Annotated in this window: 20 protein-coding genes, 2 riboswitches and 1 other annotated feature; all 20 genes read left to right on the forward strand. The window is 39.1% G+C overall.

Annotation, left to right across the window (positions count from 1 at the left end):
* Positions 1–97 precede the first annotated feature (97 nt).
* Entirely contained in the window at positions 98–1,678 is a 1,581-nt protein-coding gene (locus BHF68_RS01145; protein ID WP_069641807.1) for a LysM peptidoglycan-binding domain-containing protein, read from the forward strand.
* 49 nt (positions 1,679–1,727) lie between these two features.
* Positions 1,728–1,971, forward strand: a binding site (T-box leader).
* A 76-nt stretch (positions 1,972–2,047) separates the two neighbouring features.
* Positions 2,048–4,699 (forward strand): valine--tRNA ligase, encoded by a 2,652-nt coding sequence (locus tag BHF68_RS01150; RefSeq protein WP_069641808.1) that lies wholly within the window; start codon positions 2,048–2,050, stop codon positions 4,697–4,699.
* Entirely contained in the window at positions 4,686–6,131 is a 1,446-nt protein-coding gene (locus BHF68_RS01155; protein ID WP_069641809.1) for a bifunctional folylpolyglutamate synthase/dihydrofolate synthase, read from the forward strand. Before BHF68_RS01150 ends, BHF68_RS01155 begins: the two co-directional genes overlap by 14 nt.
* The gene (gene murC / locus BHF68_RS01160) at positions 6,128–7,504 is read left to right on the forward strand and encodes a UDP-N-acetylmuramate--L-alanine ligase (protein WP_069641810.1); all 1,377 of its coding nucleotides are present in this window, start codon (positions 6,128–6,130) and stop codon (positions 7,502–7,504) included. Before BHF68_RS01155 ends, murC begins: the two co-directional genes overlap by 4 nt.
* Positions 7,505–7,595: 91 nt before the next feature.
* On the forward strand, positions 7,596–8,507 hold the full coding sequence (locus BHF68_RS01165; protein WP_069641811.1) for a chemotaxis protein: 912 nt from the start codon (positions 7,596–7,598) through the stop codon (positions 8,505–8,507).
* 101 nt (positions 8,508–8,608) lie between these two features.
* Complete coding sequence (locus BHF68_RS01170) at positions 8,609–9,475, forward strand: hypothetical protein (RefSeq protein ID WP_069641812.1); 867 nt, start codon at positions 8,609–8,611, stop codon at positions 9,473–9,475.
* 22 nt (positions 9,476–9,497) lie between these two features.
* Positions 9,498–10,454: a PRC-barrel domain-containing protein gene (locus BHF68_RS01175; protein WP_069641813.1), complete on the forward strand. Its 957-nt coding sequence runs from the start codon at positions 9,498–9,500 to the stop codon at positions 10,452–10,454.
* A 71-nt stretch (positions 10,455–10,525) separates the two neighbouring features.
* Positions 10,526–11,905: a VanW family protein gene (locus tag BHF68_RS01180; protein WP_069641814.1), complete on the forward strand. Its 1,380-nt coding sequence runs from the start codon at positions 10,526–10,528 to the stop codon at positions 11,903–11,905.
* 94 nt (positions 11,906–11,999) lie between these two features.
* Positions 12,000–12,083: riboswitch (cyclic di-GMP riboswitch) on the forward strand.
* 99 nt (positions 12,084–12,182) lie between these two features.
* Positions 12,183–13,892, forward strand: coding sequence for a GspE/PulE family protein (locus BHF68_RS01185; RefSeq protein WP_069641815.1), 1,710 nt, complete (start codon positions 12,183–12,185; stop codon positions 13,890–13,892).
* Between the two features lie 79 nt (positions 13,893–13,971).
* Positions 13,972–15,069: a type IV pilus twitching motility protein PilT gene (locus BHF68_RS01190; protein ID WP_069641816.1), complete on the forward strand. Its 1,098-nt coding sequence runs from the start codon at positions 13,972–13,974 to the stop codon at positions 15,067–15,069.
* Between the two features lie 138 nt (positions 15,070–15,207).
* Positions 15,208–16,416 (forward strand): type II secretion system F family protein, encoded by a 1,209-nt coding sequence (locus tag BHF68_RS01195; protein WP_069641817.1) that lies wholly within the window; start codon positions 15,208–15,210, stop codon positions 16,414–16,416.
* Between the two features lie 153 nt (positions 16,417–16,569).
* A complete protein-coding gene (locus tag BHF68_RS01200; protein WP_069641818.1) occupies positions 16,570–17,175 on the forward strand; it encodes a PilN domain-containing protein in 606 nt (201 codons plus the stop codon).
* A 15-nt stretch (positions 17,176–17,190) separates the two neighbouring features.
* Entirely contained in the window at positions 17,191–17,961 is a 771-nt protein-coding gene (locus tag BHF68_RS01205) for a hypothetical protein (protein ID WP_069641819.1), read from the forward strand.
* Between the two features lie 47 nt (positions 17,962–18,008).
* Positions 18,009–18,803: a stalk domain-containing protein gene (locus BHF68_RS01210; protein ID WP_069641820.1), complete on the forward strand. Its 795-nt coding sequence runs from the start codon at positions 18,009–18,011 to the stop codon at positions 18,801–18,803.
* 37 nt (positions 18,804–18,840) lie between these two features.
* On the forward strand, positions 18,841–19,593 hold the full coding sequence (locus BHF68_RS01215) for a prepilin peptidase (RefSeq protein WP_084019117.1): 753 nt from the start codon (positions 18,841–18,843) through the stop codon (positions 19,591–19,593).
* Between the two features lie 41 nt (positions 19,594–19,634).
* A complete protein-coding gene (gene pilM, locus BHF68_RS01220; protein WP_069641821.1) occupies positions 19,635–20,711 on the forward strand; it encodes a type IV pilus assembly protein PilM in 1,077 nt (358 codons plus the stop codon).
* Positions 20,712–20,830: 119 nt separating this feature from the next.
* Positions 20,831–20,914, forward strand: a riboswitch (cyclic di-GMP riboswitch).
* A gap of 163 nt (positions 20,915–21,077) precedes the next feature.
* A complete protein-coding gene (locus BHF68_RS15680) occupies positions 21,078–21,614 on the forward strand; it encodes a prepilin-type N-terminal cleavage/methylation domain-containing protein (RefSeq protein WP_069641822.1) in 537 nt (178 codons plus the stop codon).
* Positions 21,615–21,736: 122 nt separating this feature from the next.
* On the forward strand, positions 21,737–22,123 hold the full coding sequence (locus tag BHF68_RS01230) for a hypothetical protein (RefSeq protein WP_069641823.1): 387 nt from the start codon (positions 21,737–21,739) through the stop codon (positions 22,121–22,123).
* A gap of 34 nt (positions 22,124–22,157) precedes the next feature.
* The gene (locus BHF68_RS01235; protein WP_141706206.1) at positions 22,158–23,327 is read left to right on the forward strand and encodes a hypothetical protein; all 1,170 of its coding nucleotides are present in this window, start codon (positions 22,158–22,160) and stop codon (positions 23,325–23,327) included.
* Positions 23,305–23,691 carry a type IV pilus modification PilV family protein gene (locus tag BHF68_RS01240; protein WP_069641825.1) on the forward strand — a complete coding sequence of 129 codons (387 nt, stop codon included), beginning with the start codon at positions 23,305–23,307 and terminating at the stop codon, positions 23,689–23,691. Before BHF68_RS01235 ends, BHF68_RS01240 begins: the two co-directional genes overlap by 23 nt.
* Positions 23,692–23,720 lie beyond the last annotated feature (29 nt).

The following is a 23,720-nucleotide window of genomic DNA, read 5'->3' on the forward strand; positions in this document are numbered from 1 at the left end:
GGTATTTTTTAGCTTTTCCTTCATATACTTTAGTGATTGTCAATAGTTTGTGTACAAAGACTATAAGCTTGTTTATTTATGGAGGTGTAATCAAAATATGAAATCGAATGTATTCGAGATCCAGTTTCAAGATGAATTGGAGGTAACCGGTCCAGGTGTCGATTCAATTACTGAAATAGATCTGATTCCTAAGGTTGAACTAAGAGAAGATGATTATATGTATACACTAACTGGTATGCTCTTATTAAAGGGGAAATACAAGCCTGTTATGAAATCAACGCCGACAGACATTAAGTCAGGTGTAAATCAACCATGGCTAGCAAAACCAGAAGCTAGCGAAGAAAAGCTAGATAAGGCATTTCCTGTGCGAGTAATGATTCCTGCTGAACGGATAGAAGTTAAGGATCAAGTGAAGGTGAATGTTGAGGATGTTAGAACTGTAATTAAAGACGAGGGTATAATTCAGATTGAATGTAGGATTATAGTGGAAGGAATTAATCAGCAACTAGATACCAATCAACAGCTAGAATCAAACCAACAGCAGCAAGCTAATCAGGATAGTAATCATAATGATAATTATTACAATCCTAATATAGATGCTAATGCCTTTATTAGGGACTCAGACAACCATCAGGTTGATTCGAACACAGGCGCTACTGAGGACGACTGGAAACAAGACTTCTCCCAAAAGCGCTGGGCGTTCCCATGGTATAACAATAATGAAAACCAATCTGACTTTTCGGCGTCAGAAGCGCAAGCATTACAACAATCAGCACCACAGCCAACTCCACAGTCAGTACCAACAAACACACCAGCATATAAACCGTACTCATTTTTAGAAGATCAAGCACAACGAGCTGAACAGCAATATGATGATCAGGCAAGCAAGTTGCGTAAGGAAATGCTAGCACGTCAAGAGCAGGCTAGCAAACAAGTTGAAGAACAGTCCCAGCAGGAAGCAGAAGCTAAGAAAAAGGCTGCTGAAGAACAGTCCCAGAAAGAAGCGGAGGCTAAAAAGAAGGCCGCTGAGGAACAAGCTAAAAAGGAAGTAGAAGCTAAGAAAAAAGCTGCTGAAGAACAGGCTCAGCAGGAAACGGAAGCAGCAGCGTCTGTAGCAGCCCAAGCTAGCCAGCAAACTAACGAACAAGAAGCTACTGATTACGTAGCTGCAGAGAAAGAGATTACTGAAGGTAAGCTGCAAGCTAACAATCAAGCAGCAAGTGAAAACCAAGCAAGCAAAGACCAAGCTGAAGACCAAGCTGAAGACCAAGCTGAAGACCAAGCTAGTGAACAACTGGTAAGTGAAGATCAAGCTAATGATAGTGAAGTCAGCGATCAAGAACAAGAAATGGAGGAGATTTTAGAGACTCCATTAAAAGTGAAGGTTCGTTTTTCGAAAATAGGAACTAAGGACTTGGTGAAGAAAGAAGTAGTAGCTGAAGGCGAAGAAGGCGGAGAAGCAACAGATGAAGCTCCTACGAAATCAGCATGGTGGAAGGCTTGGAATAGTGAGGAGAAGTTTACACCAGTTAAATACTATGTAATTCAAGAAGATGATGATATCAATAAAATCGTTGAAACCTATAAAATTAGCAGACTAGAGCTGCTAAGTGCTAACAAACAGCTAGAAGATGGTGAGTGGAGAGCAGGAATGAGAATTAGAATCCCTTCTGCTTGACTTTTATAACGAAACAAGTTTAAACTACTACTAGAATGTGAATAATTAGACTAACACAATATGTGGAAGTAGTAGTTTTGACTCGTTTTTTACAGAAAGGTGACCCACGGCTGAGAGGTCTCCATCAACGACCAAAGGGAAGTAGTCCACATCGTTGCTTTTCTGAAATTGTAGTAGGGAAAGTCGGTTGCAGCCGTTATCTGTATTAAAGAGTGTATGGAACATTAAATGATAGCATTAGTATATCTATTTCATACGAATAAAGGTGGTACCGCGAGCTCCTCGTCCTTTAAGACGCAGGGGCTTTTTTGCGTTCTACACACGAAGTTAAAATCAACTATTGAAGATATAATTTTAGGAGGTTACAACATGCAAACTAATCTATATGAACAGATTCCAACGAAATACAATCCAAAGGAAATAGAAGAAAAAACCTATCAATTTTGGTTAGATGGTAAATACTTTGAGGCCGATAATAATTCCGATAAAAAACCATTTACGATTGTTATCCCACCGCCAAATGTTACAGCTAACCTACATATTGGGCATGCCTTAAATAATACATTACAGGATATCCTAATTCGCTGGAAACGCATGCAAGGCTATGATGCACTTTGGTTGCCAGGGACTGACCATGCAGGGATTGCAACGCAAAACCGTGTTGAGAATATGCTTTCCCAAGATGGACTGAGCCGTTACGACTTAGGGCGTGAGAAATTTTTAGAAAAAACCTGGGAATGGAAGAATAAATACGGTGATATAATCATCAATCAGTTAAAAAAGATGGGCTGCTCCTGCGACTGGTCAAGAGAGCGCTTTACAATGGATGAAGGCTGCTCCCAGGCTGTTAGGGAAGTGTTCGTAAGATTATACGAGAAGGGCCTTTTATACCGTGGTAATTACATCGTTAACTGGTGTCCACGTTGTGAAACAACCCTCTCAGATATTGAGGTTGAGCACGAGGATAAGCAGGGTAAGTTAACCCATATTAAGTATCCTGCGACAGACGGTAGTGGCTATATAACAGTTGCTACAACACGTCCTGAGACAATGCTTGGCGACGTAGCTGTAGCTGTACATCCAGAGGATGAGCGATACAGCCATTTGATTGGAAAAACAGTCTTATTGCCATTGATGGACCGTGAGATACCAGTAATTGCTGATGAATACGTAGACTCAGAGTTTGGCTCTGGTGCGGTGAAGATTACTCCAGCCCACGATCCGAACGATTTTGAGATTGGGCAGCGTCATAAGCTAACTCCAATCTCGATCATGGATGAAAAGGGTTACATGAACGATAATGCAGGCAAGTTCTCAGGTATGGAGCGTTATCAGGCGCGTAAGCAAGTTGTTGAAGAGCTAAGAAACCTAGACTTATTAGAAAAAGTAGAAGAACACGACCATTCTGTAGGTCATTGCTATCGTTGTAGTACGGTTATCGAGCCCTATTTGTCTGACCAATGGTTTGTAAAAATGCAACCGCTAGCTGAGCCTGCTATTGATGTCGTTAAGAAAAATGATGTACGCTTTGTACCAGACCGCTTTACGAAAATCTATCTACACTGGATGGAAAACACCCGTGACTGGTGCGTATCCCGTCAATTATGGTGGGGGCATAGGATTCCTGCCTGGTATTGTGCTGACTGTAATGAGGTTATAGTTGCTAGGGAAACACCATCAGCATGTACAAAATGTAATAGTACGAACATTACCCAGGACGAGGATGTTTTAGACACTTGGTTTAGCTCGGCACTATGGCCGTTTTCGACCCTAGGCTGGCCTGAGAATACCAAGGACATAAACAAGTATTACCCGACGGATGTACTAATTACAGGTTACGATATAATCTATTTCTGGGTTGCTAGAATGATATTTAGCGGCCTTGAATTCATGGATCAAAAACCGTTCTCCGACGTCGTAATTACGGGACTAGTGCGCGATGCAGAAGGCCGTAAAATGTCCAAATCATTAGGTAACGGCGTAGACCCACTTGAGGTTATAGAGAACTACGGTGCGGATGCAATGCGCTTCATGCTTGCCACTGGAACTACACCTGGTAACGACCAGCGCTTTAATTGGGACAAGGTCGAAAGCTCCCGTAACTTTGCTAATAAAATCTGGAACGCCTCTCGCTTTGTAATGATGAACTTAGGCGATTTACAATATGAGCAGGTTTCCCTTACAGGCGACTTAAAAACCTCTGACAAATGGATTTTACACAGACTTAATGAAACAGTTAAAAACTTTGACCGCCTATTAACACGTTATGAATTTGGCGAAGCAGGTCGCGTACTCTACGATTTCATCTGGAGTGACTACTGTGATTGGTATATCGAATTGGCGAAGCTTACATTAAATGCTGAGGATGAAACTGCGAAAGCGAATACAAAATCAGTGCTTTGCTACGTTTTAGATAAGATATTAAAGCTTTTACATCCGTATATGCCTTACATTACAGAAGAGATTTGGCAGCATATACCGCATGAAGGCAAGGCTTTAGTTGTTGCGCCATTCCCTGAGTACAGTCAACAGCTTGTATTCACGGAAGCAGCCGAGCAAATGCAGGTCCTAATGGATACAGTAAGAAATGTGCGTAATATCCGCGCAGAGATGAACGTACCACCAAGCAAAAAAATAGCTTTACTTATCAAACCAAATACTGATAACCACAAGCAGATTTTTGAATCGGGCAAGGCATACCTGCAGGGGTTATGTAATACTGAGAGTTTAGACATAGATTTAGAACTCAAAACGCCAGAGAAGGCAATGACTGCTGTTACATCAGGGGCACAGATTTACCTGCCTTTAGAAGGGTTAATTGATAAAGACAAGGAAATCGCACGCTTGGAGAAAGAACGGCAAAAGCTCCAGGCTGAGGTTGATCGCGTCCAAGGCAAACTAAATAATGAGAAATTTGTTGCCAAAGCACCAGCTCAAGTAATTGACCAGGAGCGCGCTAAGGAAGCAGACTATAAAGCGAAGCTGCAAAAGGTCGAGGAACGCATTAATGAGCTTAAATAAATTCAACTCACAACAAGAGGTCATTGCATGGGTGCAATCATTTCAACGTTTTGGTATTAGTCCAGGCTTACAACGAGTTCAATGGTTATTAGATGAGCTTGATAATCCAGAGAAGAGCTTAAAGATTATCCATGTGGCTGGAACTAACGGTAAGGGTTCAACCTGTAAATATCTAGCCAAGGCAATCGAGGCAAATGGTTATCGGGTAGGACTCTTCACCTCCCCGTATTTGGAGGCCTTTAATAATCGGATAGCAATTAATCAAGCTGATATTAACCAGCAAAGCTTGTGCTTGGTAGCCGAGCAGGTTAATCAGGTCATAAATTCTATGCCACAGAACGAGTTTGGCGACGTTACTGAATTTGAAGTAATTACGGTAATGGCATTACTATACTACTCCTTGCAGAACATAGATTATGTAGTGCTTGAGGTGGGGCTTGGTGGACGGCTTGATGCAACTAATGTTGTAAGCCCAATAATATCTGTAATCACAAATATTGGTTACGACCATATAAATATACTAGGTAGTTGCCTAGCAGATATAGCATTCGAAAAAGCTGGAATTATTAAAAATGGGATTCCAGTTATAAGTGGAGTTAAACAACTAGAGGCTGTACACGTAATTCGAGAGCAAAGTAGGCAAAAAAACTCGAAATTATACGAATTGGGCAAGGATTTCTATAATAAAATAGATAATATTAGCCTAGAAGAAATGAGTGTGCAATTCAGATTTGATAACGAACAATTTAGAGTTGACAATGAACAACTTGGATTTAATAACGGACAGTTTCTTAACGTAGATACGTGGCCAACAAGGCTAACTGCAAGCTATCAGGCAGATAATTTGGCTGTTGCACTTGCTACCCTGAAAATCCTACAGGAGCAAGAACTAATCACATTAGAAGCTGCGAAGACCCAAGAAGGTATAATGGAAACATTCTGGCCAGGGCGTTTTGAAGTTATGCAGAAAAATCCGCTAGTAATTGTTGATGGTGCTCATAATCCAGAAGGCTTTCAAGCACTAACAAGTTCCTTAGAGGCACAGTTTGGTGCTGATAAAAAATATATCTGGTGCATTGGGTTTCTCCAAGACAAAAAAATTGATAAAATGATACAATTTATCATAGAAAAAGCTAGTACAATCGTAATTACAATGCCAATCAGTGAACGCAGCGCCACTGTCGAATTAGTAGAGGAAGAATTTAAAAAAGAGATTGAGAATAAGATTAAGGAAAACATAGAAGAATTGCCAACATTAAGTAGCTTAGGAGACATAAACATATATACAGAGAAAGATATTTTTAAAGCTATAGAGATTACATTGCGTGCGGCGAAGCAGGATGAGATTATTTGCGTCGCTGGTTCATTGTACATGATTTCCGAAGCGCGTAATTGGTGGACGAATAAAGAGCAGAGGCTGGTGAAAGAGTGAACAATTCACAAAAATTACACTTCGTAGGAATTGGTGGCTATGGAATGAGCGCCATTGCTAGGGTTATGCTCGATTGGGGATACGAAGTAACGGGTTCCGACGTAGTAAAAAAAGATTTAACAGAGAGACTTCAAGAAAAGGGAGCACAGGTTTACATTGGGCATGATGCAGAAAACGTATCAGGAGCTGATTTGGTTATCTATTCGACAGATATACCAAAGGATAATGTAGAGCTGATGGCAGCCCTGGAGAAGAAGATACCCCTTATCCATCGGTCTGAAATGCTGGCGAGAATTTTAAACCGAAAGGATGGAATAACCGTAGCGGGGGCTCACGGCAAGACGACAACAAGCTCAATGATAGCATATATAATGGAAAAGAGTGGTCAAGATCCAACTTTCGTTATTGGCGGCGAGGTTATGGGTTTAGGAAGTAACGCCAAGGCAGGATTAAGTGAATATGTAATAGCTGAGGCTGACGAAAGTGACGGCAGCTTTTTAAACTATTTTTCTAAAATTGCTGTGATTACAAACATTGAACCAGATCACTTAGAGAACTATGACGGGAAATTTGAAAATCTAAAGGCAGCCTATAGAAAATATCTACAGCAAATCAAGCACGATGGATGTGCTATTATTAGCTATGAAGATAAATGCCTGCGGGAAATGACGAAGGATTTAGCATGTGAAATCATCACATTTGGACTATCTACAGACGCAGACTATTATGTAGACAACTTAAAGCAGGTAGGTCGTCATATATCATTTGATGTTTATAGAAAACAAGATTTTATCGGAAGTGTACAACTGAAAGTACCAGGCAAGCATAACGTACTTAATGCTCTGTCAGCAATTATAGCCTGTATGGAAGCGGGAGTATCATTTGAAACTGCAAAGCAGAAGATAGAAAGCTTCCAGGGGGCAAAACGTAGGTTTACAATTATGGGAGAGGCAAACGATATCACAATCGTTGACGACTATGCCCACCACCCAACAGAAATTCAAGCAACACTTGCAGCAGCGAAGGCTAGCGGTAAGCATGTAGTAGCAATCTTCCAGCCGCAGCGTTACACACGCACATTTTTCTTATTTGACGATTTCAGTAGAGCGTTCGCAGATGCAGACGAGGTATACGTGTTAGATATTTACTCACCAGCAGGAGAGAAAAAGATAGATGGTGTAAGTGCTGAGAAGCTTGTTGAAATGATTCGCAAAAATAGTCATCATCGAGCGGAGTTCGTACAAACTAAGGAAGAAATAATTGAGCGAATGAAGCGACAAATGAAGCCAGGGGATATAGTTCTCACTATGGGTGCTGGTGATATATGGAAAGCATCTGTTGATTTAGCTAAATATGTAACGAATAACATGTAAATGCGCAAAAAATAAGAGGAAAATCAAAACATAAGGCGAATAAGAAATATAGATTTTAAAAATGGGAAGATTACCGAAGGGAAGATATGGGATGAAGGACAAGGAAAAAGGAATTTTATTAGAGACGGGTACCAATGAGCTTGAGATTATTGAGTTTGGTATTGGTAATGGTAGCTTTGGAATTAATGTAATGAAAGTACGTGAAATAGTAACAACACAGAAGGTTACGCAGCTTCCTAACAGCCACCCCCATGCCGAAGGTGTAATTCAACTCCGTGGGGAAGTGCTCCCAATCGTTGATTTAGCAAAGGTAATGGGTTATCCACCTTCGAACAATCCGAAGGACGATCGAATTATTATTGCTGAATTTAATAAGATTAAGGTTGCTTTCCATGTTCATAGTGTAAATCGCATTCATAGAATTTCCTGGGAACAAATTGAGAAGCCATCTGAGTTTGCCGATGCTGATAGAAGTACAACCATAGGTATTATTAAAATGGATGACCGTCTGATAATATTATTAGACTTCGAAAAAATAGTAGTAGAAATGAGCCCACAATCTGGAATTAATGTAGAAACTGTAAAAGAGCTAGGTGAGCGTGAGCGATCCAATAAACACATTTTAATAGCAGAGGATTCTGTTATGCTACGTGAACTATTGAAGCAAACCTTAAATCAAGCTGGATTTTACAATTTGCATTTTTACCATGACGGTAAGCAGGCATGGGATAGATTAGAGCAATTAGTAAATGATTATGGACACAATATTGCCGATCATATACAGCTTGTCATAACAGATATCGAAATGCCTAAGATGGATGGACACCATTTTACAAAAAAAATAAAAGATCACCCTATCTTACGTCAGTTACCAGTAGTAATATTCTCATCCTTAATTACAGATACGCTTCGTCATAGGGGAGAAGTCGTAGGAGCTGATGCCCAGGTTAGTAAACCAGAGATAAATTATCTAGTTGATAGAATTGATAATTTAGTTCTATAGTAATCTTTTGTAAAAATTAGAGGAAATATAGATATTCTTGTCGAATAAAGACATGTTGAATATAGACTTGCTGAAGCTTATACGAACTAGGGGGTTGTCCTATGGGATATTATTATGGAATATATGTAACAACAATTATAATCACATACCTTTTGTTACATGGCCGGCTTAAAATCCTTAGCCAACCTTTAGGACAATATACTTTTTGGTCAGCAGCCCTTGTAGGCTTGTTTGCACCGCAGATTTTAAGTGTTATAGATATAGTAACTGCATCAATAATTTATATAGGATTAGCTATTATTGCTGCAGTAGCTTTAAACGAATATAGTAAAAAAGGACAGGCTAAACCAGAAATAGCTCAATCTGAATCAGCTCCAAAAGCACCACCAGAGCCTGTAGCAATACAATCTGCTGAGGCTACATCAGAGCCCGCTGTAGAAGCAGCAGAATCTGTTTCTGAAGTATCATCAGAGCCTGTAGCAGAACATGCTACTATAGTTTCATCTGAGCCTGAAGTAGAAGTATCAACAGAGCCTGAAGTACCTGCAGCACTAGCTCCTGATGCTACAGTCGAGCTAACAGCCAGTGAAATGTTTGTAGCATTTGACGAATTAATTCAAGAGAAATCCTTACGTAGGTATGATAAAGCCATAGCCATTGCTAAAAAGCTGCAAAAAACAACGAGTTTACCGAATCATATGAGACAGATGGTTACATTCGAATTGGCAGACCTATACTTAGAGTTACCAGACTATGGACTGGCTCTAGAGCAATTAGAGCAAGTATACAAAATTGGTGAACCGTCTAAGGATGTTTTACATGAAACAGATCTTAGAATTGAGAAGATAAAAATAGTAAAGAAATTATTAGTGAAGAACAAAAAAGTAGAACTACCATGGTCGTCGATTCCAAGATTGATACAGATGCAAGCAGATGATGAAATCAATAACAATCAAAAAATAATATAAATCTTGAAGGAGTGACTAAAAGATGAAAAAAAGTAGCGAAATCAAAAGCCTTCCAATATTCAGTATAATGGATGGTAAAGAGGTAGGGAATGTTAGAAGTCTATTAATTAATGCAGAGAAGGGGATTGTAGAGTACCTAATCGTAGAGACTTTAAGCCTTGAATTTGGTATTAAAGCAATTCCATTTGAGAAAATTGAAGGTATAGGTGACTACGCAGTAACAATTGAAAGCGATGCTTCAATTGTTGAATTATCAGACACACCATCAGCACATGATATGCTTAAGAAGAATGTACAAATTGTTAATAATAAGGTTATGACGAAGAAGGGTTCATTATTAGGCAATGTAAGTGAGTACTATATAGATGAACTGTCTGGAAAAATCTTGGGCTGCGTTTTAACTAATAATAATGAAGTTGATGGTCAAGTAATATTAGAAGAGAGTATTTTGACATTCGGTAAAGAAGTAGTTGTAGTTGTAGAGAATATTGCAGAGCAGCTAGTTTCCTTTGACGATTTTGTAAAGGCAGTGTCAGCAGGAAAAAAGTCTAGTGGAGCTGCAGTTGAACCAGTAAAAGTAGCTGAAGTAAAACCAGTTGTAGCTCCAGAAGCTCCACAAAAAGCACCAGAAAAAAAGCCTGAACCAATATCAGAAGCAAACGTTTATGAGGCAGTTGTTACTCCTAAGGTGGCGGATGTTCCAATGGCAGAGCCAAAAGCAGTGGCAGCAGAACCGAAAGCAGAACCGAAGGTAGAGTCAAAGGCAGAGTCAAACGACTCAACAGCTGATGTTGCCAAACAATTTGAAGACAGACAAGCTTTGTTTTTAAAAGGAAAGCGTGTAACGAGAGACTTCTTAGGCGAGGATGGCAAAGTGCTTATACAAGCAGGAACTATTTTGACCGAAGAGCAAGTTTTAGAGGTTAAGGCTTTAGGTCGTAACAAATTATTAGAACTAAGCATGAGCGTATCGGATTAATAATAATTAAGTGAAAGTAATAATTAAGTAAATGTGCGAGACAGCGTGTAAGGCTTAAAGGAGAAGATGGGATGAACAAAAAAACGCAAGGACACCAAGTACCTCAAAGCGTGCTATTATTTATCATTTTTCTAGTCCCTTTATTAGTGATTAGTAATATGGCATATTTAATTACTGAAAAAGTGGACACTAATGAAAATGAACGTCCCATCATGGAAAATAATTACTCTGTAGCAGGTGTTCCATTAGAAAATATGACAAAAGAAGGTGCTATAGATGCTATCGAGCGAGCATTAATTAATATAGATAGCAAACAGATTACTATTCAAATTGATGAGCAATTATGGATTATTCCAGTTGTAGAATTGCAGATTCGCTATGACGTAGAGACAACAGTAGAGGAAGCATTTGCCTTGACATCTCTCTCTAGTCGCCAGCACATTCCATTAGTCTTTCAATATGACCGCCTAAAATTACAGGAGTATTTAGAAGAGATAGCGACTCAAGTTAATATACCTGTCATCGATGCTACTGTTTATAAAGTAGGCAATAGAATCGAAAAAACAGCTGAGCAAATAGGATCAGTCCTAAATATTGAGCAATTGATTATGGAGATTCAGAACGCTATCGCTTACGCATTTCCAGCAGATTACTTTCAGGTAGCTTTAAATGAGGTGATGCCTAGGGTGTCAGCAAGGGAGTTGCATGACGTTAATCGCCATTTTGCTACCTATACGACAGTAATTGATACGACAGATAGGAACCAGCTTCATAACATGATGCGTTCAGTCGAGCGTATAGAACATTTTGTAATCTCACCACAGGCGGCCTTTTCTTTTAATGAGCTAGCTAGTCCATATACTGCTAACAATGGATACACGATTGCACCAGGAGTGGAAAATGATTCAAGCTCAGAGGGCTACGGTGGTGGTGTGTCACAGGTTGCTACTACCCTCTATGTTGCTGCGCTTAAGGCAGGACTAGACATTATGGAGCATCATAATAACAGTCGTCCAGTTCCATATGCGCCACTAGGGTATGATGCGTCCGTAGTTAAGAAATCAGAAGATTTAAAACTGACAAACTCTAAAAGAAGAAACATGTATGTCAGTTTGAAAATTCTCGATAATAAGGTTGAAGTTCAGGTGTTCGGCAATCAGACAGATTATATCAACTACTCATTAGAAACGAGAAACAAACGAACTATTCAGCCTGAAGTTGAGTATTACTTAAATACAGCATTAAGTCCTTTGAGTGAGCATGTAGTCGGAGCTGGGGAAGTGGGATATACAATCGATTTGTATAGGGTATGGGATTCTAACAACCAGCCACAACAAGAGCTGATTACTAGTAATTCCTACGATTCAGTTCCTAGAATTATAGAAATTGGAGAACGACATAGAAATGCAAATAACATAAATGGTGGAAAAGGTACGACAAGCAATAGGTAGTACAAAAGGACCGAACTCTACAAAAGTTTGGAAGCCTTAATACCTAATTTTTTATAATAATTTAAAGGAATTATCACTTTTTTGTAGAATACATATAAATATGGGAGTTATGACATCTAACCTCTATTATGGTCACTTGGGTTAGAAGGAGCTAGTAGTGAAACCGACCCACATGATTTTTGTCATGGGGTCTTTTTTATATATAATTATTGAATGACAATAAAGCAGATAACGGTTTATAATTAGCATAGATAATTAATATTTGCGGAGGTACAACATGGCTAAACCTGGGAAAAAACGTCTAGGAGATTTACTTGTAGAATCTAATCTAATAACGGAATCACAGCTTCAGGAAGCCTTGAGAGTTCAAAAGGAAATGGGAGTACGCTTAGGGGAGGCGCTAATTCAGCTTGGTTTTATTACCCAGCAGAGTATAAACGAAGTGCTAGAGTTTCAGTTGGGTATTCCACAGATTGCCCTGCACAAGCTACGATTAGACCCGAAAATTGTTAAGCTAATTGATGGAGATTTAGCAAGAAGGCATAAAATTATTCCAATTGAAAAGCGCGATAATACTTTACGTTTAGCAATGGCAGATCCATTAAACTTAGTAGCCTTTGATGATGTGAAAATGGCTACGGGCTATGAGGTGGAGCCTGTGATTGCTACTGAGCATGAGCTCGATAGAGTAATTTCTAGATACTTTGGTCTGACAGATTCAGTACGTCAAGCCTTTGGTGGACAGCTTAAAGAAATGCAGAAGCAAGATGATAGCATCACTGATACGATTAACCTTGATGAGCTAGCAAACGCTACAGATGAAGCACCGATTACTAAGGCAGTAAATGCTATTATCCAACAATCGATTAAAGAAAAGGCTTCAGATATTCACATAGAGCCTGCAGAAAGACTACTACGTGTACGTTATAGGATTGATGGTATCCTCCAAGATATGATGGAATTACCCAAGCAAACACATCCATCGCTGGTATCTAGGATTAAGATTATGGCAGATATGGATATCTCCGAGAAGCGTGTACCCCAGGATGGACGTATACAAATTAAGTCAGGTAACAACAACGTTGACCTACGTATTTCAACACTACCAACAATTTTTGGAGAAAAGGTAGTTATACGTTTATTAGATAAGACTAATGTGTTGTTTTCTGTATATGAACTAGGCATGAATCAGCAGGTGGAAGAACGATTTAGAGAAACGTTAAAGCAAACCTATGGCGTAATATTAATAACAGGTCCAACTGGTAGTGGTAAAACAACCACACTGTACGCAGCCTTGAATGAAATTAATGACAATCAAAAAAATATCGTAACGGTCGAAGACCCAGTCGAGTATGTACTTGATCGTATTAACCAAATTCAAGTTAATACGAAGGTTGGTATGACCTTTGCCAATGGTCTGCGCTCAATCCTTCGCCAAGACCCTGACATTATCATGGTTGGTGAGATACGTGATCGCGAGACTGCCGAAATAGCAGTCCGTTCAGCTACTACAGGACACCTAGTACTTAGTACCTTGCATACAAATGACGCAGCAAGTACACTTACACGCCTACTAGATTTAGAGGTGGAGCCGTTTTTAGTTGCATCAGCACTAGTTGGTGTATTAGGTCAACGTTTAGTGCGAACAATTTGCTCAGACTGCAAGAAGAGCTCACAGCTACCAGAGGGAGACCCATGGCGCATTTTTATCGGAGTAGATGAAAAGGAGCCAGTGACGGTCTATCACGGAGCTGGATGTAGCTTCTGCAATAATACAGGCTACAAAGGGAGAACAGCAATCCATGAATTCATGCCACTAACGAAAGAAATACGTAAGCTAGTTGCTACTAAAGCATCGGCAGACGTTATTAAAGAGCTCGCTGTAGAGCAGGGCATGATAACACTGAAGAAAGATGGTATCCAGAAAGCACTAGCTGGTATAACCACCTTAAATGAAGTTGTCAGAGTATCCTATACAGATGAATAAATAAAATAGTAAAATGAAATAAAGACCAATTCAACTCATGAATTACAATTGAAGTTATTATTTGTGGGGGTGACAAGAAATGATAATGAAGGATATATTGCTAGAGGCTGTTAAAATTGGTGCATCGGATATCCACTTAACGGTAAATGCAACACCAATGTATCGACTACACGGGAGATTGACATCAGCTGGTAAATACCAAGCTGCCTTTAATCGTAAGTTGACCCATGAAGATATGGAGCAGCTAATGCAGCAGGTGACAGACCGTGACCAACAGCAGAAGCTAGCGCAAAAAGGTGATTTGGATTTTTCCTTTGAAATTCAAGGTGTTGCACGCTTTCGTGTTAATATCTTCAAGCAGCAAAAGCATATAGCAATTGTAATGCGTATTATTCCTACAAAGATATTAACCATGGAGCAATTAAACCTGCCACCTGTGTTTAGAGAGCTTTCTAACAAACGCAGCGGCTTAGTTCTTGTTACAGGTCCGACAGGAAGTGGTAAATCTACGACGCTGGCGGCAATGATAGATTATATCAATGAAAATAAAAACGAGCATATTATAACCCTTGAAGATCCATTGGAGTTTATCCATCAACATAAAGGCAGTGTCATCAATCAACGGGAAATTCATCAGGACACGGAGAGTTTCGCCTCGGCTTTACGAGCAGCTATGCGTCAGGATCCAGACGTTATTCTTGTTGGTGAGATGCGTGATTTAGAGACTATTAGTACGGCTATTACTGCTGCAGAAACAGGTCACTTAGTCTTTGGTACATTGCATACATCATCTGCGGCCTCAACTGTTGATAGGATTATTGACGTATTTCCTCCACATCAACAGCAGCAGATTCGTATTCAGCTAGCTGCCACATTACAAGGAGTTATTGCTCAACTGCTACTTCCTAAGCAAGAGGGCGGGCGCGTCGCAGCCATGGAGATTCTGACGGTAACACCTGCTGTACGCAACCTGATTCGTGAAGGTAAAACACACCAGATTCCGTCATCGATTCAGACTGGCGGCAAGTACGGTATGCAGAGCATGGACCAAGCGTTGAAAGCATTATTGCAAAGAGGCCTTATTTCGCAAGAAACTGCAGACAAACTATTTGTAGATAAGGAGAACGCAACGGCTAGTCCAGCTTCAACTACAAAATCCCTGGGTAATCTTTGGTAGAGAATAGTGATATGGTAGAAGTTAAAGATAATTTAATGTTCCCTTAATTCTTTTTGATAATAAATTAGCGTATAATAAATTATAATTTTTAAAGTAGGACTAGCATAACGTATTAACAGACTAGGAAGTGAATGCATCGTGGCAGAATTATTTCGATATCGAGCAAGGGATCGCACAGGGAAGGTCGTAGAGGGGACAATTGAAGCTAACTCTAGTCAAGCTGTCATCGGTCAATTACGGGCGCAAAACTTAATAGTTACAAAAGTCGAAAAGGCAACTACGAAAACAAATTTTAAGCTTCCTTTTTCTGAGAAAATGGTTAAGACAAAAGATTTAGCTATTTTTAGTAGGCAGTTCTCGACTATGATAGATGCAGGGGTTCCGTTATTAAGGGCCCTTACTATCCTGCAGGTTCAGGTAGAAAATCTAACCTTGCAAGCTGCTTTAAAAGAGGTTATTAAGGACCTAGAGCGGGGCATGACATTATCCGAGGCAATGGCTAGGCATCCTAAGGTGTTTCCTATTATGTACACGAGCATGATAGAAGCTGGTGAGGTCGGTGGTGTGCTTGAAGAAGTACTAGAGCGCATGGCTAATCACTTTGAGAAGGAAGACGAAATTAAAGAGAAGGTTAAGTCGGCCCTTACCTACCCAACAGTTGTTTTCTCAATGGCTATTTTAGCCGTGATTTTTATGCTAGTGTTTGTTTTACCTTCGTTTATTGGAATCTTTGAAGGGATGGATATGGAGCTACCAGCACCGACACTGTTTGTAATTGCCTTAAGTAATATGCTAACAGGCTATTGGTATATTCATATCGGTATGCTGATTCTAACGGTCTATTTATTTAGACGCTTCCTCAATGACCCGAAAGGTAAGCGCATGATAGATAAAATAGTTTTAAAAGCACCTGTGTTTGGCGATTTACAGAAGAAATTAATTATTTCTAGATTTAGCAGAACCCTCGGCACACTTTTAAAAAGTGGTGTTCCAATTATCACATCCATTGAAGTTGTTAAGAAGACTACGGCCAACACACTAATGATTGAAAGCTTAGAGAAAGCTAAAAACAGTATTCGAGATGGACAAGGTTTGTCTGATCCACTTCGAGACTCTGGTGTTTTTACACCGATGGCGCTACATATGATTGCTGTCGGAGAGGAAACAGGAGAGCTTGATATGCTGCTAGAGAAGATTAGCTTTTTCTATGACCGTGAAATCGATAACGCCGTTAGTAAGCTATCTTCAGCCCTTGAGCCAATTATTATGGTTGTTATGGGAGTAATTATTGGTGGGATTGTAATATCGTTCTTATTACCGATGGTTGCTATGTTTGATGGTATATAAATCCATCAACATTTTTAGCTGTATATGCTATGATGATAAATATAATATGCTATATAAAATTACATCAACATTGATATATGTAATTCAGCGAAGATTTTTATAGACAAGCTTATATAACTCTAGTAGAAATTTAACAGATTGGTAGGCAATAGCATGATAAGTAAAAAGATGAATCTTCTGCCAATTGAATATCAGCAAAGGTACGAAGTAGACACGAAGGCTTTTTTGCAGAAGGCAATTATTAGCCTTTTCGTCATAAGCTTCATTGCCTTTTTATTTCTTGGGAAATATCAATTGTATGCCTTAGAACGGGAAATAACTTCACTAGAAAGTCAGCAAAGACTATTATCCGAACAGAGTGCATCATTGCTGTCGATTCAAGAGGAGCTTGTAAAGCTAGAAGGGCAGTGGACGAAATATGACACTTTAGGTGTACAGTCAATACCGCTTAATGAGTTTTTAAAGGATGTTACAGAATCAACACCTAAAGACATTTGGTATACAACCATTGAACTGTATCAGGTAATGAATGACTCAGATAGTCAAGATACAGAACAGACTAATGTAAATTTACAGCATGAACGCCTTCACTTTAATATGAAAGGCTATAGTCAATCTGTGGCATCGGTAGGACAGCTTGCCTATATATTAAATCAGCTTTCTTATACAGATAAGGTTGTAATCGATTATTCAGCAGAAATTACGCTTGATACTGTTTCATTAATAGAGTTTTCAATACAAGGTCGTATAACTCAGTAGAAGGTAGGATGGTCTATGTTTGCTAAGCTAAAAGATATACAATTAACCATGACTGAACGGGATCGTAAGCTCCTTGTAGTGTTAGTTGTTGTAATAGCATTACTAGCTTCCTATTGGGCTATTTTCAGATGGTTTGTTCCTGAGTATACAAGCTTAAAGGGGAAGAAAACTAGCATTGAAGCAAATATTACCCAACTTCAGCGCACTATTGGAGGTGGGAAGGATGTAGAGCAGAGGATGCTAGAAAAACGTTCTTCCATAGAAGAGTCTATGAAGCGTTTTGATTGGGAAGTGCTTAAGGGTGATCCATTACTTGTGCTTGGAAATCAGTCGCAAGTTAGAGACCCGAAGTTTCAACTGCTATCCTTAAATCAAGGGTCAATCCAAGGGCGAGATAGCATTTGGGAAGTCCCTTACACGTTAAAAGCAAAGGGCTCAACTGAATCAATGCAAGAATATTTGCATTACCTTGATAACCAGGAAAAGGCACTTCAGCCAACCTATATGCGTTTAGATTATTACGATTCCTTTGTCCCAAATCGCACTGAAAACGTTTGGTTAGAGCTTCAATTATTTGCATTTGGTGTTGAAGAGGCAAGGCATACGAAGGAGCGTTTACTGGAGCTTGAGTCCCGTGGGAATATTTTTTATCCTACAGTTCCCGTTGTAACAGACGGTGTTGAACAACCAATAATTGAACAACCACCGTCACAGCAAGACCCAGGATTCCAAGAGTCAATAAGGACTCCACGGTATGATTTTCCAACGCAACGAGAAGTAAGATAGATGACTTTTCCAAGATAGACGAAAACCGCCTAACAGGAGGAACCGAAATGCGGCAAGAACGTTATGATAATGAAAAAAGTATAAAAATCAAAAGACGCATGAAGAAGTTACTAATTTTAGCTATTGCAATTATTTCTACTAGTTTTTTTATAACTATAGCTTCTGCTCAGTCATCAGAAATCCGTACACAACTAGAGGTGCTATACAAGACGATTAATATCTTCGTTGACGGAGAAAAGATTGAGAGCACTGATGATTCCTTCGTGATTGTAGATCAAGGGCGGGTTATGGTCCCACTAAGAACAGTCTCAGAAGCGTTAGGAGTTGGAGTTGATTGGGACGAGAAGGATGGTCGAGTTATTCTGACGACACCAAGACTAGAAGCCGCATCTCATTCTATTAGTCAATTGTCAGTGTTAAGAAATGTAGGACCGTTTTACCTGTCAACTGATCAGCGTGTAAGCATTGCTCAACGTCAGTTTAGCTCTGGTCTGTTAGTGGACAATCAGGGTACTAGCCGTGCGGAGTTTGTTGTTAAGCTAGATCAGCAATACAAGGGCTTTGAGACCTATGTTGGGGTAGAAGACCATACACAGAATAGCTCAAGTAATTTTATTGTCAGCTTTTATGCCGATGATCGCTTAATAGATAGTCCGGCACTAAGAATTAATGAGGACAATCCAGTAAAACCTGCACATTATGCTAGATGGATAAAGTTTGACGGACTAGAGAATGCTAAACGATTAACGGTTAGGGTAGAGTTCATCGGTAGTGAAGATGGTATTGGTGACTATAGGGATTTAACTGCAGCCTTTGCGAATTTTAATCTGATTTTGAGGTAATGATTGTTTATCTATTGTAAGGTGAAAGGGATAATATATGATGGCATTGGTTTATGGCTATATTTTTATAATTGGTGCAGTAATTGGCAGTTTTTTAAATGTAGTTATATACCGACTCCCTAATGAGCAGTCCGTTATAAAGCCAAGAAGCTATTGTCCGTTTTGTGAAACTACCTTAACGTGGAAGCAATTGATTCCAGTGCTAAGTTATATTTGGCAAAGGGGTAAGTGTGCTAGCTGTCAGGCTCAAATATCTATTAGATATCCGTTAATAGAAGTGTTTACGGGAATTATATTTATTATTATTTTTATGATTACGGGTTTTAGCTGGTTGACTATTATTTATTGGGTATTAGCAGCATGTTTTATAGCAATATTTATAATCGACATCGAGCACATGATTATTCCAGATGAAATTAACCTGTTTATATTTATTATAGGAATAGGTACGAGTTTACTGGGTCTTACTATTCCAATTATCCAGGCATTAATAGGTAGTCTACTAGGCGGGGGAATCCTGTGGTTTTTAGCCGTTGCCTCACGTGGTGGAATGGGCGGCGGTGATATTAAATTCGCCTTTGCTATTGGACTTTTTACAGGCTGGCAGCAAATGATGTTACTGCTGTTTATAGCATCATTAATTGGCTGTGTTTATGGACTATATCAGATTGTTCGTTATGGATATCAGAAGGGCAAACCAATCCCCTTTGGCCCATTTCTAGTTATTGCTGCGATGCTAGTCCTGCTATGGGGTAATACATTTATTAGTTATTATTTTTCATTATTTTAATTGATTGCTAGTTTTACTATAGTAGAGGAGCAAGGATATATATGAAAATTTTACGTCGATTGCTACAGAGAAAAATTGATCATATAGGCTTGGATATTGGTAGCTTCTCTATTAAGATGGTGGAGCTTAAAAAGGGTGATGAGGAAAACCACCATGAAGTCTTAACATATGGCATGGCAAGGATTCCAGCTAATGCTTTAGTTGATGGAGCAATTAAGGACGTTTCTGCTGTAACCAAAGCTCTCTTAGAGCTTAAGGATGAAGGTAAATTAAAGAGCGGAGCGACTCTTAATGTAGCGGTAAGTGGTAAGCATGTTATTACACGGACGCTAAAGTTGCCTGTTATGCCTTTAGATGAGCTAGACCAAGCACTAGAATTCGAAGCTGATAAGTATATTCCGACTCCGATTGACCAGCTATATCTAGATTATAGTATTCTAGGCGAGGTTACAGTCGATAATGCACCTCACTATAACCTTTTATTAGCAGCTGTACCTAAGGACATTATCAATACCTATTGTAGGGTTTTAGAGGAAGCTAAACTTAATCCATATGGAATTGAAATTGAACCCTTAGCCCTTTATCGTCTCTGGTACTCCTATTATTACGATGAGACATTGAAGAACCAAGCAATTTTGAATATGGGTCACAGCAACTGCCATTTAGTAGTGTTTAAAGAAGATAATATACAGTTTACAAGAACAATTCCGATTGCTGGACTGCAGATGACTGAAGCGATAATTCAATCTGCAGGTAAAGAAGTAGCCGCAGCAATCGACTTAAAGCATAAACAAAAGCTTAATCAGGATAACGTAATAGAACTAGCAAGTCCTGAATCTACTGATGATTATAGTGACAGCTTAATTGTACAATCGATAAGCGATACCCTAGGGTCTCTTACGCAGGAAATCCAGCGTTCAATAGACTTCTATCAAATGCAAGCAAAGGTACGACTTGATAGACTTATCATTACTGGTGGTTGCGCCGAGCTCCAAGGCTTAGATACCACACTTGAGGCTGAACTTGGCTTGCCAGTTTTAGTGGGAGTCTATGGAGAACTTGATCCATCATTTAGCCTTGCAAGCGGTCTAGCTATGCGCGACTTTATGAAGCTATAAAACATGGAACAAAAAGGAAGTTTGTCCTGGTAAAAAAGAATTATAAATAACGTTTAATTTATTGATTTATAGGGCTTTAGATGGTAGAATTATATTAGAAATATTAAAAATTACAAATGCAAAACATGGAATGCTAGGAACTTTAATCTGTAACTGGTCACTTGGGTTAAAGGGAGCTAATAGTGAAACCGATCCGCACTTATTTCTTTCATTAGTAAAAAGGTAAGTTTGGCTCGGTTTTATGCGTTTAAAGATGTTTAAAGAAAAATTGAGAAATAATTTAGGAAACTTTATCACTCTTATCACGTATAATGTAGTCAAGCCTATCAAAAAATTCAAAACAAAAAATAACAGGAGAGTGAAAACATGCAATTCTTCCAAAAAAGAAAGAAGAAAAATCAAAAAGGTTTTACATTAGTAGAGCTATTAGTAGTAATTGCAATCATAGGTATCCTAGCGGCGATAATCACGCCAAACATCTTTGCACAGATTGAGAAAAGTAGAGCATCGGCTGTAGTTTCTGAGTACAGAGCAGCTAAAACAGCGGCGTTGTTGGTTACTTCTGAGAATCCAGCTGCGGATATTACGTTTGATGTAGAGTCTAATGGTAATGTTACAGGCGAAAATGCTGATGATTATGCTGCATTTATGGCAATGCTTGAGAAACCTCTAGGTACTGCTCCTTTTGGCGGATATTATTCTATAATAGGACCTAGTGGCGCTGATTCGTTGGATACTGGTGATGGAACATTCTTATTAGTACCTCAAGTACCAGAGAAAGCTTTTGATACACTTGAAAATACTTTCTCTGATGATGATGTAGTTGAATCCGGAACTGTTGGTTCAGGTTTTCCTAAGGAAATATATTTAAGACTATTGCCAAATGACCCACCTACACCTTAGTCTTTTACGGGCATAACCCGATCCCTTAAAGGGGGTCGGGTTTTCTAAATGAAATCACTATTTTTACCAATTTATTATCATGCATTATATACACGCTCCAAAAATCTTAGGGAGTGAGCCACATGTACACAAACCGAAAGTGGAATGTTGAGAAAGATAAAGATGCAGCTAAATCAAAAAGTAGAAATAAAGACTTCTCGTTGTATAGAGTCATAATATATACAGTAATTATAGGTGTTGTTGTTCTTGCACTTATTCATTATTCTACAAGTCAGTTAGACGAGAGAATATGTGAGAATAATCTTGTCGCATTTCGTAATGCAGTTGTTTATTATCATAGTATTTACAATAGTTATCCTAGTAGTTTAGAAGAGTTGCAGGATAGAACAAGCTTACTTTGGGATTTATCAGATGAGCAGTATATATTCGTACCTGGTAAGGGGAATCAACCACCTGAACTTATATGTAAGAAGTTTAATAGAAGTAGTACTGATTTAAGTAGTAATTAGTACACACGTTTAGTAACATTTTTGAGGTGAGACGATGAGGATACAATCCGTGTTTTGTAATATAAAAAATCAAAGGGGAATTGCATTGCCATTAGTAGTTATGGTGATGATATCGTTATTAATTGTAGGCGGTGCTTTTGCCACATACACTTATTCAGAGATTAATCAAACGACACGAGAAGATCATAACCTTCAAGCTTATTATTTGGCACGGAGTGGAGTCGAACTCGCCTTAGATTTAATGCGTAATAGCGAATATGAGATTGGTGGTAGACCATATTCGTTTTATTTTTATGGTACGCCTGAGGAGGGAGATTTTAGCCTTGAGCAAATGTCAGTAAGTTCTGGCATTGAAGGCTATTATGATACGAGTAGAAAAAGACTTGCCGATATATTCTTTGCAGATAATCCTAGTGCTACCGATAGCGAGATTATCGTCTGTGTGATTAGCGAGCATCCGTCAGGGGCACCAGGAACAACAGGCAGCATTGTCGTCCGTGGAAAATATAGATCAGGTACGCAGTACTTAATTCGTAATTTCGTTTACAATGCTGGTGGATTTCCGAGTACATTTCCTGACTCAAATGATAGCTTCTGGAATGAACTAGACGCAAAAGACAGGACGAATCAATGGTTAAATCCTAGCGGGAAGATACAGCCTGGAAATCCAGGGCACAGTAGCGATGAACCAGTTATTATAAGATCTAGAAGCAATAATGAAATTGCTATGGATAACAATGGTACACGACCGATAGCTGCACCTGCCATTTACTTTTTAGATGATATGGTAGTTGACCATCATGATGGATTACAGTATGTATATGCAAATTTCATCTATTTTTCTGGGGAAATTCTATTAGAGCAGCATAGTCCATCACGAGTAGGAGCGATTGTGTTAAGAACAAATGAAGCAATCGGCTGCGAGCTACCAACGCAAGAGGATGATAAAAAGAGAGGCGTAGTCTACTTTAGTGATAAGATTTGGGTATACGATACCCATGGACAGAACCGAATCGAAGAGAAAGTCATGTTGTCAGAATTACAATCAGGCTATTATTATTTTGAAGATGGAACGGACCTAAGTAGTGCTTATGATATTCAGAATAAGCTGATAAAAATCAATAATCCGCAGGAGATTGATTTAGGTACGTGTGTAGATACTGGTCTAGGAGGTGGAGGATTTGCACCGACGACTTTCCAATAGAGAAGGACTTACTTTGATTGAAGTGCTTGTAGCATTAGTGATATTGAGCGTGATTGTTGTGACGTTTTCTAGACTGTTTATTGGGAGCTATCAGACAGTAGGCTGGATGGGAGACCGAAGTCAAGATTTAGCTCAGGTACAAACGGTAATGGAAGAAGTGTTGGTATTCGGGTTTGATGAAGAAAACGATGGTGACATATATAGTGAGGAATTCGATATTACTTACGTTGAATATCCACATAACGAAGGTTTCATTCGTTTCTCTACTAACGGAAATGTGGTCACGAGACCAGCCAACAAGATTGTTATTAATCATGAAAGTGAACAACGAACAATTTCAGTTCGTGCATATTTGCCCAATTGATGAAATTCTATATGGACTAAGCATTGTGA

Source organism: Desulfuribacillus alkaliarsenatis, assembly GCF_001730225.1.
Lineage (GTDB): Bacteria > Bacillota > Bacilli > Desulfuribacillales > Desulfuribacillaceae > Desulfuribacillus > Desulfuribacillus alkaliarsenatis.

What these genes read in the sequence shown, in the direction of transcription:
- BHF68_RS01145 (WP_069641807.1), top strand. Translation starts at nt 98, where the DNA reads ATGAAATCGAATGTATTCGAGATCCAGTTTCAAGATGAATTGGAGGTA.
- BHF68_RS01150 (WP_069641808.1), top strand. Translation starts at nt 2,048, where the DNA reads ATGCAAACTAATCTATATGAACAGATTCCAACGAAATACAATCCAAAG.
- BHF68_RS01155 (WP_069641809.1), top strand. Translation starts at nt 4,686, where the DNA reads ATGAGCTTAAATAAATTCAACTCACAACAAGAGGTCATTGCATGGGTG.
- BHF68_RS01165 (WP_069641811.1), top strand. Translation starts at nt 7,596, where the DNA reads ATGAAGGACAAGGAAAAAGGAATTTTATTAGAGACGGGTACCAATGAG.
- BHF68_RS01170 (WP_069641812.1), top strand. Translation starts at nt 8,609, where the DNA reads ATGGGATATTATTATGGAATATATGTAACAACAATTATAATCACATAC.
- BHF68_RS01175 (WP_069641813.1), top strand. Translation starts at nt 9,498, where the DNA reads ATGAAAAAAAGTAGCGAAATCAAAAGCCTTCCAATATTCAGTATAATG.
- BHF68_RS01180 (WP_069641814.1), top strand. Translation starts at nt 10,526, where the DNA reads ATGAACAAAAAAACGCAAGGACACCAAGTACCTCAAAGCGTGCTATTA.
- BHF68_RS01185 (WP_069641815.1), top strand. Translation starts at nt 12,183, where the DNA reads ATGGCTAAACCTGGGAAAAAACGTCTAGGAGATTTACTTGTAGAATCT.
- BHF68_RS01190 (WP_069641816.1), top strand. Translation starts at nt 13,972, where the DNA reads ATGATAATGAAGGATATATTGCTAGAGGCTGTTAAAATTGGTGCATCG.
- BHF68_RS01200 (WP_069641818.1), top strand. Translation starts at nt 16,570, where the DNA reads ATGATAAGTAAAAAGATGAATCTTCTGCCAATTGAATATCAGCAAAGG.
- BHF68_RS01205 (WP_069641819.1), top strand. Translation starts at nt 17,191, where the DNA reads ATGTTTGCTAAGCTAAAAGATATACAATTAACCATGACTGAACGGGAT.
- BHF68_RS01210 (WP_069641820.1), top strand. Translation starts at nt 18,009, where the DNA reads ATGCGGCAAGAACGTTATGATAATGAAAAAAGTATAAAAATCAAAAGA.
- BHF68_RS01215 (WP_084019117.1), top strand. Translation starts at nt 18,841, where the DNA reads ATGATGGCATTGGTTTATGGCTATATTTTTATAATTGGTGCAGTAATT.
- pilM (WP_069641821.1), top strand. Translation starts at nt 19,635, where the DNA reads ATGAAAATTTTACGTCGATTGCTACAGAGAAAAATTGATCATATAGGC.
- BHF68_RS15680 (WP_069641822.1), top strand. Translation starts at nt 21,078, where the DNA reads ATGCAATTCTTCCAAAAAAGAAAGAAGAAAAATCAAAAAGGTTTTACA.
- BHF68_RS01230 (WP_069641823.1), top strand. Translation starts at nt 21,737, where the DNA reads ATGTACACAAACCGAAAGTGGAATGTTGAGAAAGATAAAGATGCAGCT.
- BHF68_RS01235 (WP_141706206.1), top strand. Translation starts at nt 22,158, where the DNA reads ATGAGGATACAATCCGTGTTTTGTAATATAAAAAATCAAAGGGGAATT.